This window comes from Bradyrhizobium sp. G127 (assembly GCF_021502575.1).
Lineage (GTDB): Bacteria > Pseudomonadota > Alphaproteobacteria > Rhizobiales > Xanthobacteraceae > Afipia.
This window is the reverse complement of record NZ_JAKFGN010000001.1, coordinates 2,313,403-2,325,325: the sequence shown is the minus strand read 5'-3', so window position 1 is coordinate 2,325,325 and position 11,923 is coordinate 2,313,403. Positions and strand designations below refer to the sequence as shown.

The 11,923-nt window shown below is 58.4% G+C and carries 12 protein-coding genes; all 12 read right to left on the bottom strand.

What is annotated here, in order from left to right:
* Positions 1 to 456: 456 nt before the first annotated feature.
* Positions 457 to 1,098, bottom strand: coding sequence for an NrsF family protein (locus LVY71_RS10930; protein WP_235099783.1), 642 nt, complete (start codon positions 1,096 to 1,098; stop codon positions 457 to 459).
* Positions 1,095 to 1,652 (bottom strand): sigma-70 family RNA polymerase sigma factor, encoded by a 558-nt coding sequence (locus LVY71_RS10925; protein ID WP_024920071.1) that lies wholly within the window; start codon positions 1,650 to 1,652, stop codon positions 1,095 to 1,097. The genes LVY71_RS10930 and LVY71_RS10925 overlap by 4 nt, the downstream gene beginning before the upstream one ends.
* Before the next feature lie 120 nt (positions 1,653 to 1,772).
* The gene (locus tag LVY71_RS10920) at positions 1,773 to 2,549 is read right to left on the bottom strand and encodes a c-type cytochrome (protein WP_235099782.1); all 777 of its coding nucleotides are present in this window, start codon (positions 2,547 to 2,549) and stop codon (positions 1,773 to 1,775) included.
* Between the two features lie 8 nt (positions 2,550 to 2,557).
* Complete coding sequence (locus LVY71_RS10915; protein WP_235099781.1) at positions 2,558 to 5,755, bottom strand: efflux RND transporter permease subunit; 3,198 nt, start codon at positions 5,753 to 5,755, stop codon at positions 2,558 to 2,560.
* Positions 5,752 to 7,167: an efflux RND transporter periplasmic adaptor subunit gene (locus LVY71_RS10910; RefSeq protein ID WP_235099780.1), complete on the bottom strand. Its 1,416-nt coding sequence runs from the start codon at positions 7,165 to 7,167 to the stop codon at positions 5,752 to 5,754. Before LVY71_RS10910 ends, LVY71_RS10915 begins: the two co-directional genes overlap by 4 nt.
* Entirely contained in the window at positions 7,167 to 7,571 is a 405-nt protein-coding gene (locus tag LVY71_RS10905; protein WP_024920075.1) for a FixH family protein, read from the bottom strand. The genes LVY71_RS10910 and LVY71_RS10905 overlap by 1 nt, the downstream gene beginning before the upstream one ends.
* A 96-nt stretch (positions 7,572 to 7,667) precedes the next feature.
* On the bottom strand, positions 7,668 to 8,069 hold the full coding sequence (locus LVY71_RS10900) for a hypothetical protein (RefSeq protein WP_343299491.1): 402 nt from the start codon (positions 8,067 to 8,069) through the stop codon (positions 7,668 to 7,670).
* A gap of 73 nt (positions 8,070 to 8,142) precedes the next feature.
* Complete coding sequence (locus tag LVY71_RS22960; protein ID WP_235100086.1) at positions 8,143 to 8,385, bottom strand: DUF411 domain-containing protein; 243 nt, start codon at positions 8,383 to 8,385, stop codon at positions 8,143 to 8,145.
* A 143-nt stretch (positions 8,386 to 8,528) separates the two neighbouring features.
* Positions 8,529 to 9,023, bottom strand: coding sequence for a class I SAM-dependent methyltransferase (locus LVY71_RS10885; protein ID WP_235099779.1), 495 nt, complete (start codon positions 9,021 to 9,023; stop codon positions 8,529 to 8,531).
* A gap of 211 nt (positions 9,024 to 9,234) precedes the next feature.
* A complete protein-coding gene (locus LVY71_RS10880) occupies positions 9,235 to 10,218 on the bottom strand; it encodes an arsenic resistance protein (RefSeq protein ID WP_235099778.1) in 984 nt (327 codons plus the stop codon).
* Between the two features lie 172 nt (positions 10,219 to 10,390).
* Positions 10,391 to 11,377 carry a L,D-transpeptidase family protein gene (locus tag LVY71_RS10875; RefSeq protein ID WP_235099777.1) on the bottom strand — a complete coding sequence of 329 codons (987 nt, stop codon included), beginning with the start codon at positions 11,375 to 11,377 and terminating at the stop codon, positions 10,391 to 10,393.
* 45 nt (positions 11,378 to 11,422) lie between these two features.
* A complete protein-coding gene (gene lspA / locus LVY71_RS10870; protein ID WP_162832199.1) occupies positions 11,423 to 11,908 on the bottom strand; it encodes a signal peptidase II in 486 nt (161 codons plus the stop codon).
* Positions 11,909 to 11,923 lie beyond the last annotated feature (15 nt).

Below are 11,923 nucleotides of genomic sequence, written 5' to 3'. Positions count from 1 at the left end.
AACCCATTGCTTACGTCCAGAATATTCAATGCTGCGCGACAACGACGCGAAGCATTCTACTCGTTTAGACGTCACTGGAATTTCGGACCGCCGTGATAGCGCGGGCCGCTTCCGCCTGTACTGCCCCTCGGCGAAACCTGAAAACGCGGCGCCATTACTGAGGACGCGAACGCAGAACTCGGGTCGTTTTGCGGGGCGGTTACACCATATGTATATACAGTCCGCCTGGCCTCATTCGGCCAATAGCTCTTATCGCTGATTGTCGAGCCTGCGTGGGCTGCGGCTGATATCGCTACAAGCGGCAGCATGAGCGAAATCGTGAGAAAGCTTTTCTTTAACATGGTCCGGCTCCTTGTCATTGAGAAGCGCGTCACGTGCGCTTCTACAAATGAGTTCGAAGCAAATCACCGGCCGGTTACAACCTCACGCTGACGTGAAAACAACCTGCACGATCCGCTACCACCGCAACAACCGCGGTCCGAATATTGCGCCTGCGAAGGTGCACAGCGCAATCGTGCCTCCGTACCAGACTGCAACAAACGGCAATGAATCGTCGGCGCAATGAAGGGAATAAGCCATCGCACTCACACCGCCAGAAATGAGACCGGCGAAAGCTCCCGTGCGAACGAGGTCCGTTGGGGCAGATTTTCGCAGGGCCCAGATGGCAGTGGCGAAGGGCACGATCGCGATGACCGGAATGGAGAGAAGACACTCAAGCCACTCATCTCCCACGATCATCTTGTCCCAGTGCGATCTGGGCGCGAACCCAAGGCTGATTGCTGCAAGCAGCACAATCGCGGCGAACGGCATAGTAACCAAAAAAGACGAGGTTCGGCGCTCCCCTCCGGGGCGTGCCAGCTTTGTAAGATAGACCGATGCCACGCCTACGACCCCAACCGTGAACGCGAGCTTCAGCAACAAGAACGTGAAGGCGCGGACCGTCATCAGATCTGGCCGGATACCCAGCCCGATCAGCATGAACGCAAACGCCAACACTGAAGCAGCAGCAACGGCGATGCAAACCGTTCGACCGACCAGCCGACGGTCAACCGGCTCAACGTTCGTACTCAGCATCTCAACCAAATCATCTGTCTTCATGTTCTGACTTCCCGGGCAATCAAGGCAGCCAGCGCCTTGAGCCCACGGTGAATGTTCACTTTTACGGCCGATTCCGAGATACCGCACCGGTCTGCAGCTTCAGCGATACTCCGTCCGTCCAGTTTCACCGCCTCGATGGAACATCGCATTTTTTCCGGCAACCGTTGCATCAGCCGCTTAAGGTCGAGACTACTTTCGGCGCTGAGATTGTCATCGTGCGCCATTATGGTATCGGCCTCGTCGATAGGTACATCGGCAAGTGATGCGCGAGTCCGACGTAAGAAATCGATCAGCTTGTAGCGTGCAATGGCGTGCACCCAGGGCGTCAAAGGCTCGGCGGGATCATAGGTATGCCGCTTGAAATGGATCGCCAATACCGCCTCTTGGACCAAATCTTCCGCCTCTGCTGCGCCCCTCCCAATTCTCACAAGCTTGCCCTTGTAGTACGCGCGCAGACGGCGGCTCAATCGCTCGAGCAGCGCGCGATGCGAGGCCGCGTCGCCATCCAGGCTGGCAAGCATCAGTGTCTTGAGTTCGATTTCGTGGGTCGTCATACTTGCATTATCTCTATGAGTTCGCTGATCCAGCCGGTTTGGTTACAGTCGACAGCGCCCTGGATCGAAAAATCGTTGACCCAGTTTCCCACCGTCGTGGGTTGATGGGCTTGGCGCCGATCAACAATGCGATGAGATGGCTCCGCTGATCTCTTCGGGTACTGCGAAGATCACGTCGGCCCGGTCTCCCATCATGCCTGCCGATACGATCGCCGGAGCACCTTTCTGTGGCCCATCTTCACCTACGTCAGTCTTGAACCTCAGATTTCGCTCCCAGAAATCCCGCGTTTTCCCGTCTGCGGTCGTCACCCGGTAGGTATCCCGGCAATGCGTGATCGTCTGGACCCGTTCATCAGGCTCAAGCTTTTTGAGATTTGGCACCGCGCCGCCACCCATCATGCCCATCATCCCGCCCATTTGATTGCCGCGTTGCACGACCGATGGCGGAGCGTGACCGGGCTGGGTCGCCTCCTTGAGAAACGCCAAAAGATCGCCGCGCCGTCCCGCGTCCTTTACGCCGGGGAACGGCATCGTGTTGCCAGGAATGAGGTGTTGCGGATCCCGAAGCCACTCGTTGAGCGTGGTGTCGTCCCAGGTAATTCCCGACGACTTCAGGGCCTGTGAGTACCGGCTGAAGCTCGGCAGCGTACCAGCTTTTCGGTTCCACAGATCGGCGAGACTTGGTCCCGTCATGTTTCGATCAGATTCCAGCGAGTGGCATGGCGCGCAGACCTGGAAATCGCGCTGGCCTCGAGCTGCATCGCCCTGCTGTGCAAATGCAGGCGGCAAGAATACGATTGTCGCAAGCACCGTCATGATGGACCTGTCCATGGCTGACCCTTCCTTATTGCCAGAGCGGAGATACTTGATGAACGCCGCTGCCGATAAGACCATCATGATTCAGCTCACTCGGCGGGTTCCGAAACAAGTCGCGAGTCTTCCTTGATCGGCTCGATGGCCCACGACGGCGGATGACCGTTTCCGCGATTATTCGCCGGCAAACGGAAGCCCTTGATCAACCCATAGATCGCGGGGATCACGATCAGCGTCAGCAACGTTGACGAGATCATGCCGCCGATCATCGGCACGGCGATGCGCTGCATGATCTCAGAGCCAGTGCCAGTGCTCCACATGATCGGCAGCAGCCCCGCCATGATAGCGACCACCGTCATCATCTTCGGTCGCACCCGCTCCACGGCGCCCTCCATGATGGCGTCGTAGAGGTCGTGACGGGTCAGTGTTCGCTTTTCGGCGTCACGCTGCGCCTTGATCTCGGCAAGGGCCTGATTGAGGTAGATCAGCATCACCACGCCAGTCTCTGCGGCGACCCCGGCCAGCGCGATGAAACCGACCGCGACGGCTACCGACAGGTTGAAGCCCAGCGCCCACATCAGCCAGATGCCGCCGACCAGCGCGAACGGCAGCGACAGCATCACGATCATGGTCTCGGTGATGGAACGGAAGTTGAGGTACAGTAGCAAAAAGATGATCAGTAGCGTCACCGGCACCACGATCTTCAGGCGAGCTGTCGCGCGTTCGAGATACTCGTACTGGCCGCTCCAGACCACATAATATCCCGCCGGGAACTGAATGCTGGCCTGCACCGCCTGCTGCGCGTCGGCAACATAGCCGCCAAGATCGCGGTCGCGGATGTCGACGTAGATATAGGTGGCCAACTGTCCGTTCTCGGTGCGGATCGATGTCGGCCCTCGCGCCGGTTCGATCTTGGCGACCTCCCCAAGCGGCACTGCACCTCCGGCCGGCATCGGAACCAGAACGTCGTTGGCGATGGCCTGTGGATTCTCGCGCAAGTCCCGGGGGTAGCGCATGTTGACGCTGTAGCGCTGACGGCCTTCTACTGTTGTGGTTACCGTCTGGCCGCCGAGTGCGGTCGCAATTACGTCCTGAACATCCTGGACCATGATGCCATAGCGCGCCAACGCCTCACGGTCCGGTGTCACGTCGAGATAATATCCGCCGATGCCCCGCTCGGCATAGGCCGACGACGTTCCGGGCACAGCTTTTAAAACCTGCTCGATCTGTTTCGCCAGTTTGTCGATCACGACCAGATCGGTCCCGATCACCTTGACGCCGATCGGCGTCCGGATACCGGTCGACAACATGTCGATGCGTGCCTTGATCGGCATGGTCCAGGCGTTCGAGACGCCGGGGAACTGCAGGGACTTGTCCATCTCTGCGATCAGGCCATCAATCGTCACGCCCGGCCGCCATTGCTCCTTGGGTTTCAGATTGACGATAGTCTCGAACATCTCGGACGGGGCCGGATCGGTCGCGGTTGCTGCACGGCCGGCCTTGCCGTAGACCGACGCCACCTCCGGAAACGACCGGATGATCCTGTCCTGCATCTGCAACAGTTCGCCCGCTTTGGTCACCGAAATTCCCGGCAGCGTGGTGGGCATGTAGAGCAGCGTGCCTTCGTTGAGGTTAGGCATGAACTCGGTGCCGAGCTGACGCGCCGGCCACACCGTCACCACAACAATTGCCAGCGCGATGAGGATCACCAGTGCCTTGGCACGCATCACGGCCTTGATCACCGGCCGATAGATCCAGATCAGGAAGCGGTTGATCGGATTCTTGTGCTCCGGAACGATCTTGCCGCGCACGAAAATGATCATCAGCGCCGGAACCAATGTCACCGACAGCAACGCAGCAGCGGCCATCGCAAACGTCTTGGTGAATGCCAACGGGCTGAACATCCGGCCTTCCTGCGATTCCAGCGTGAAGATCGGCATGAACGACACGGTGATGATGAGCAGGCTAAAGAACAGCGCCGGCCCGACCTCGGACGCCGCGTTTATCAGTATGTCGACTCTTGACCGCCCGGGTTCAGCTCGCTCCAGGTGCTTGTGCGCATTCTCGATCATGACGATCGCCGCGTCGACCATGGCACCGATCGCAATCGCGATACCACCGAGGCTCATGATGTTTGACCCTATTCCAAGCAGCTTCATCGCACCGAACGCCATCAGCACGCCGACCGGCAGCATCAGGATGGCGACCAGCGCACTGCGGACATGCAGCAAGAACACGATGCAGACGAACGCAACGACGATGCTTTCCTCCAGCAACGTATGCTTGAGCGTGGCGATGGCCGCATTGATCAGGTTGGAGCGGTCATAGACCGGAACGATCTCGACCGATTTCGGCAGGCTGCTCGCGATCTCCTTGAAGCGCTTCTTCACATTCTCGATCACATCAAGCGCATTGACGCCGAACCGTTGCAGCACAATGCCGCTGGCGACTTCGCCCTCGCCGTTAAGTTCCGCAATCCCGCGCCGTTCATCCGGTCCAAGTTCGACGCGAGCCACGTCCCGCAGCAGAACCGGCGTGCCGTTGTTTGTCTTCAGCACGATGTTGCCGAGGTCGTTGATTCCCTTCAGATAGCCTTTGCCACGAATGACGTATTCGAACTCGGAGAGTTCGACGGTGCGGCCGCCGACATCCGCGTTACTGGCGCGGATCGCGTCGCGCATCTTCTGCATGGTGATGCCGAGATCGCGCATGCGTTGCGGATCGAGGATGACGTTGTACTGCTTGACGAAGCCACCGACACTCGCGACTTCAGCGACACCTTCGGCCTTCGCGAGCGCGAATTTCAGATTCCAGTCCTGGATGGTCCGCGTATCGGCGAGGTTGAGCTCCTTCGACACCACCGCGTATTGATAGACCCATCCCACGCCCGTGGCGTCGGGACCGATCGTCGGGCTTACACCGGCGGGCAACCGCGAGGCCGCGCCGTTGAGGAATTCAAGTACCCGCGAGCGGGCCCAATAAATGTCGGTGCCATCTTCGAAAATGACGTAGACGAATGACACCCCGAAGAACGAGAAGCCGCGCACGACTTTGGATCGGGGCACGGTCAGCATCGCGGTCGTCAGCGGATAAGTGACTTGGTCTTCGATCACTTGCGGCGCCTGGCCCGGATATTCGGTGTAGACAATCACCTGGGTGTCGGAGAGATCCGGAATCGCATCGAGCGGCAGATGGACCAGTGCGTAGATGCCGGCGGCGGCGGCGAAGCCGGTGCCGAACAGGACCAACAGCAGGTTGCGAGCCGACCAACTGATAACGCGGGCGATCATTGCTGGCCTCCCGCGTCCGAAAACCCTTTAAGGGCGGCCTTCAGATTGCTTTCCGCATCGATCAGGAAGTTGGCCGAGACGACGACAGGATCACCCTCCGTGAGGCCCTGTCGGATTTCGACATAGCCGTCGCCGCGATGGCCGAGTTTCACCTCGCGCGGCTCGAAGCGCCCTTGTCCTTTCTCGACGAATACCGCCTGACGATTGCCAGTATCGAGAACGGCACTTTCAGGTACGGTAAGCACAGGCTGCGAGCTGCCAATATCGATATTCGCATCGACATACATGTCGGGAAGCAGAGCGCCATCCGGATTGGACAATTCGATCCGCACCCGGGCGGTTCGTGTTTCCCGATTCACTTGCGGATAGATGACACTGATCTTCCCGGCGAATTCGCGGCCAGGAAAGCTGCGCGCCCTTACGGTTACCGGCTGTCCAACCGAAATCGTGCCGAGACTGCGTTCCGCGACGTCGATCATCGCCCAAACCACGGACGTATCCGCAACCCGGAACAACACATCCCCGGGCTGCGCGCGCATGCCTTCAATGGCGTTACGTTCGAGCACAATGCCGTCGCGCGGAGCCGACCAGTCGATGGTGATCGGAACGGTGCCGCTCTTCTCCATGGCGGCAATTGCCGCGTCGGGAACGTCGAGGTTCATCAGCCGTTGTCGCGAGCCGCGACCATACACGGCCACCCCGCTCGTCCCTTTCGATGTGATGGTGGCGATGTATTCGGCGGCCGCCGAGGCCACGGATGGACTGTAGATTTCCATCAGCGGCTGGCCTTTGCTGACCTTGCTGCCGGTGGTGACGTTTGCAACTTTCTGGACCCAACTTTCGGCCCGCATCGAAATGACGGAGATGCGGCGCTCGTCGAGTTGGATCGTGCCTGGCGCGCGAATGAGGGTTCGAATGACGCGCGATGTGGCGGGTTCGGAGCTGACGCCGGTACGCTGGATCTTCCCTGGCGAAAGCTTCACCGATCCGTCGTCACTGTCCTCGCCCTCATAGACCGGAATGTAATCCATCCCCATCGAATCTTTTTTCGGCGTCGGCGACGTATCCGGCAGTCCCATCGGATTGCGGTAGTATCTGATCTTGCGTTCTGTGGTTGTCGCGGATGCGCTCTCGGTCACTGGCGTTTCGTCGAAACTGACATCGGCGCTCGCAGGTACGACCGTGTAGTCACCTCCGTTTGGCGCCTTCTTTGGCGTTAGTGAGTAAAACGGTCTGCCGTCAGGATCCTTGTAGTAGATCGTTGCGCTATTCATTTGCGCCGCTGCGGGTGCCAGAACCGCCCGGTCTGCCCCTTCGGCTGGCTGATGTTGACTGCGACCCGCGATGAATCCGCCACCCACCGCCGCGATCAACGCGGCGGTGGCGGCAATAGCCAGGCTGACCGGTCTCATCACTGCGCCGTAATGACGAGTTTGCTTTCGACAGTGCCGGTTTCGCCCTGGACCTTTGCACCGAGAGAAAGCTGCCATCGGCCCGCCATCCCAAACGTCGCCTTGAACTTGTAACTGCCCGGCTCCGCGCCCGGAGCGGGCACGATCTTGGTCGCCATTTCCTGCATGCCATCGGGCGCCATGTCGAGACGCGTTGCGAAGATCACCGCATCAGGCACCGGCTTGCCGGTGGTCTTGTTGACGAGCCGAACCGTAACGATTTTGTCCGGGCCAGCCTTGACGGTCTGATCGACGAGCTGGAACTCATAGTCTTTGATGTCGGCGCGTGCGGCGGTGACCGATCCGGTCATCGCAATACCGATGAGCGCGGCCCGAACGGCGCGCGTGTAGTTGAACGTCTTCATTTTCAATCCTCAATGTCCTGGTCTACCGCAAGCGGCATGCATTTTACCCGCTCAGCCTGAAGGCCGAACGGCAGCGAACCGGCGCCAAAGCGCCGATTAGATCAGGATTCGAGGAGGATGGTCGGGGGGAGAACCGTCGAGGCTATCGGCGATCATATCGTTGAAAGCTGAGAACGGGCGGCGAGTTGGCGGAGGTGCCAAAATTTCGGTCGCCATAGGAGGTTCAGCCTGAGCAACGGTCAGTGTGCACATCGCGCGAAGCGGACAATCCCGGCAATCGTTGCTCTTCTGCGTATCCGGACAGCAAGGCATGTCGGCGGACATCATCGACATATCGTTCATCTCGCCCGCCGGCAGCAGTTTTGCCGCCGCTGGCGTGGCCAGCGGCGATGCAACGAGCCCAACGATCGCAAAGACCGCCAGCAAACGGCTGATGAATCGGCAAAAATCCATGACCTTAACATCACATAGGATCGTGGACTTGGGAAGACGGATCACATTACAAATTCGCCACCACAATGAGGGTAACGATCGCGCGATCGTTACCTACGACATGGTTATGAGAACCGCCTTAACCGGCGATATCCCCACCGATGAAACGCATAACCATTTGACGGCCGGAAGCGCCGAAAAGAACGACCTCATATTTATCTGGCACGCCGCCTTCCATCCCGGGTGATCCTACCGGGGACCGCCAACCCGACGGCATGGGCCGCTTCTCTAACAGTTGTCGTACAGCGGCTGCAGGGACATGTCCCTCGAGGACATATCCGCCCACTTCAGCGGTATGACAAGCGGCCAAGTCAGACGGCACGCCGAGACGACTCCGGACGCCGTGAAGGCTTGTCGTTTCCTCGACCTTAACCGCGAAGTTAGCATCCTTGAGATGGCGCACCCAGCCTGAACAGCAACCGCAATTGGGTCTAATGACCACGATCACCGACCCCTCCGCCCCGTTCAGCTGCGGCGTGCGCGGATTATGGCGATGCGGCCGACTATCTCGGAAACGGTATTCACGCGACGTACACCATCAAACCCTGTCTGCTTGATTAAATTCAACCAACTGCCGTCGAGATGGGGCTTCGCGGTCTCAGAGCCGAACAAGTAGCCGGTGCCGCGAAGTGCGTGGATCTCTCGCCGGTGCAGCGGCTGGTCGAAGTCGGCAATGTGCAGTGTACCGCCGTGCCGCAATACTCGCCTCATCTCCTTGAGGAGGGCAACCTTATCACTCTGCCGTAAAGGATGCAGCGCGAGCGATAAGATCACCTTGTCGAATGATGCAGCACGGCAATCGATGCAGTACTGATCCCCGTGCAAAAGCTCGAGATTGCTTAAGGGGCCGCGAACGCTCTTGTTTGATCCCGCAGGCTGTACGGCAGAAAAATGTACGGCGGGATACTGCCGTGCAAGCACCTCGCACAAGCTGCAACCCTCCGCGCTCACCTCCAGCACTCGCTCGCCTGAACGTAGCGCGGATTCCTGTATCAGCGGCTCACACCAGGTTCGCGCCCGAATAGTTAACCGGTAGCCCCATTTACATACGAACGTGAGCAATCGAACGCGCACCGAACTCATGTGTGATGAAGGGCGAGTTATAGGCATGTCAGTATGACCGCGTACGCGAGTGTCTGTGTTGGCCAGGGTCCGTTCGCATCTGTTCAGGTTAGGCCGCGTCGGACAATGACGGGGCCGGACCGAGTTTCCCGATGAAGCGAACATAGAGTAGTTCGCTGACCAGCTCGACAAGCGTCTGCGCTACAATGACGGCAGGCAATACCGGGACTGCGCCGGGTATTGCAAATGCAAGCGGCAGCACCACGAGCGAATTCCGCGTCCCAGCACTGAAGGTAACTGATCGGCCGGCCGGCGCATCGAGACGGAACAGTCGCCCAATGCTCCAACCGATCAAGGGCGCGGAAACCGCGAACGCTACATAAATTGGAAGCACGTGCAACACAGCATTCATTGCCGACCCAAGCCGCGGCACCACGGCGGCGGTGACCACGAGCAGGACAAGCGCTGTCGCCGGCACCGCCAGCATCCCCAACACCGTTGACATCCGAGTAATGGCGTTGCTGCTCGCAGCCCATAACTGCACGACGGCAGCAAGAACGAGAGGAACAGCAATCAACCACACGAATGCATGGACGAAAGGCCCGAACTGCACGAGACCGGCGGCATCTTCCCCAAGCAACAGACCAAGATAAATCGGTAGCAGCAGCATTTGCAAAATAAGCAGGGCTGGTGTCGTCGCCAGCAACAAACGGGCATCGGCTCGGCCCAGATGTGAAAACGTCACGACGTAATCGATGCAAGGAGTGAGCAGCACCAAGAGCACACCAAGTCTCTCCATAGAGCCAGCAGGGAGGAGTTGAACAAGCGCCGCCACGAGAAGCGGAACGGCGATGAAGTTCGCGATGAGCAGAGCTGCGAGGAAATCGAGCCGAGCGAAATGTTGCCTGAGGTCTGCAAGCGGTACCTGTAGAAAGGTCACGAACAGCATCAGTGCAAGCGCAGGATTGACACCGGCCTCAAGAGTAGTCGTGCCAGGGAGAAGCAAGGCGCTTATGCCTGCCACCACGACGGTACCAAAATAAATACCGATTTGCCGGTTCTCCAGAATAGCCCTGATACTCTGACTGTCCATTCTCTCTCTCTCGTCTTGGCCCGATTATGAGCGGAATCGGAGCTTCCTATGGTCAGCGGCCGACTTTCAGCCACCCTTCAACGGCTTGAATTTTCAAGCTGCTTAACGTCCTGCCGGCAGGTGACCGTGCTCGACCTCCCTAATCCATCTCAGCGCTTGCAAAGCAATGCAGTTATTGGATTGGCATTTCTAGCGGCTCTCCCTTTAACGCCTCCAGCCGACTGACCTCGGCGACGTTGAAGCTCGCATATGATGAGGGTGCCGCGTCCAATAAGCGCCGATAACTTTTGTGCATGTCTCCATCGAGGTAAACGCGTTTGAATGCACCAGTGCCGGCGCGCACGAGCTGAGCTACCTGTTGGGTGTCGTTGCGTTGCTTTTCCTCAACAAGTGCCGCTGTTTCTGGTTCATACACCAATTCCGGGCAGGGCCGAGAGGCGCGAAGCGGGCCCCGAGGCGCGCTCGCATTGAAAACGTAGTTCCCGCCGCACGCGTCAACTCTAGGCTCGTGACGCACAACCTCGAAATGATCCGAACCTTCCTTCAGATTCTTCCAAAACGCAAAATTTGGATCGGCACGGTATTTGGCCAGATTCTCAGCTGTCATGCGAAACGGTAATGCTTGAACTTGGATGGCCTTTTGGCCGCCGGCGAACGCCTCCCGCGCAAGCGCATATATTTCAGCCATCCCGTCATTCGTCATCGCGTAGCATCCGCTCGAAGTGCATTCACCATGCACCATCAAATGACGTCCAGATCGACCGTGCGCCCGATCGACCTCGTTCGGAAATCCCAGATCGAATGAAAGAAAGAGCTCCGAGCGAGGGTTCATTTGCTTAGGCGTAACGAGATAGAATCCCTCAGGGGCCTGACGGTCTCCTTCCCGATTTTTCGGACCTAACTGGCCGGACCATCGACAAATGCCGTACGTCTTCAGCAAAGCGTAACGGCCGCTGCTCTCGCGTTTCCACACTTCAAGTTCATTTTCCTGTTTGAAGATGCGCACCAAGATCGGGGCTGACGAGGTCATTCCCTTGGCCTGCATGTCTGACAATAAGACTGTGGGTATCGGCCGCAGATGCTTAGCAGCGTCAAATTGAGGCGTCGAACATCCCAGGAGAATGACTGAAACCATAAGTGTGGCGATGATCTTCGACAATTCGAACTCCGAAGCGTTATAGAGTGCAAGCCGTGCTTACAAACATCAGCGTTCTTCTTGTGTGCTTGCCGTGTTGGCGCTGCCCGGTTGTGTGACGAAATGCAACATCAGCAGAGATGTTCCGCAGACGACCCCGACGTCGGCCATGTTGAAGGCCGGCCAGTGCCAATTCCCGAGATGAAAATCCAAAAAATCAGGTACGGCACCGCGCCGTAGGCGGTCCGTGGCATTCCCGAGCGCTCCACCGACGATCAAGCCGATGGCAACGCGCACGAATGGGACGTTAGCGCGACCCAACCAGACCAAAAGGGCTGCGGACATCGCGATCGCGAATGCCACGAAAATCCACGCCGGAACACCAAGGCCTCCAAACAGCCCAAAGCTAACTCCGGTATTCCAGCCCAGCACTATGTTAAAAAACGGCGTAAGGCTGATCGTCGCCGGCGGATTCATGAGATGATTGAGTATCCACCATTTGCTGGCTTGGTCTATGATGTACCATGTTGCAGCCACCGCCAGTGTTGCTCGCATTATCACACTCCACCT

Excerpts from the sequence above, each read along its gene's own strand:
- LVY71_RS10930 (WP_235099783.1), bottom strand. The coding sequence starts at position 1,098 with ATGAAGACAGATGATTTGGTTGAGATGCTGAGTACGAACGTTGAGCCG.
- LVY71_RS10925 (WP_024920071.1), bottom strand. The coding sequence starts at position 1,652 with ATGACGACCCACGAAATCGAACTCAAGACACTGATGCTTGCCAGCCTG.
- LVY71_RS10920 (WP_235099782.1), bottom strand. The coding sequence starts at position 2,549 with ATGATGGTCTTATCGGCAGCGGCGTTCATCAAGTATCTCCGCTCTGGC.
- LVY71_RS10915 (WP_235099781.1), bottom strand. The coding sequence starts at position 5,755 with ATGATCGCCCGCGTTATCAGTTGGTCGGCTCGCAACCTGCTGTTGGTC.
- LVY71_RS10910 (WP_235099780.1), bottom strand. The coding sequence starts at position 7,167 with ATGAGACCGGTCAGCCTGGCTATTGCCGCCACCGCCGCGTTGATCGCG.
- LVY71_RS10905 (WP_024920075.1), bottom strand. The coding sequence starts at position 7,571 with ATGAAGACGTTCAACTACACGCGCGCCGTTCGGGCCGCGCTCATCGGT.
- LVY71_RS10880 (WP_235099778.1), bottom strand. The coding sequence starts at position 10,218 with ATGGACAGTCAGAGTATCAGGGCTATTCTGGAGAACCGGCAAATCGGT.
- lspA (WP_162832199.1), bottom strand. The coding sequence starts at position 11,908 with ATGCGAGCAACACTGGCGGTGGCTGCAACATGGTACATCATAGACCAA.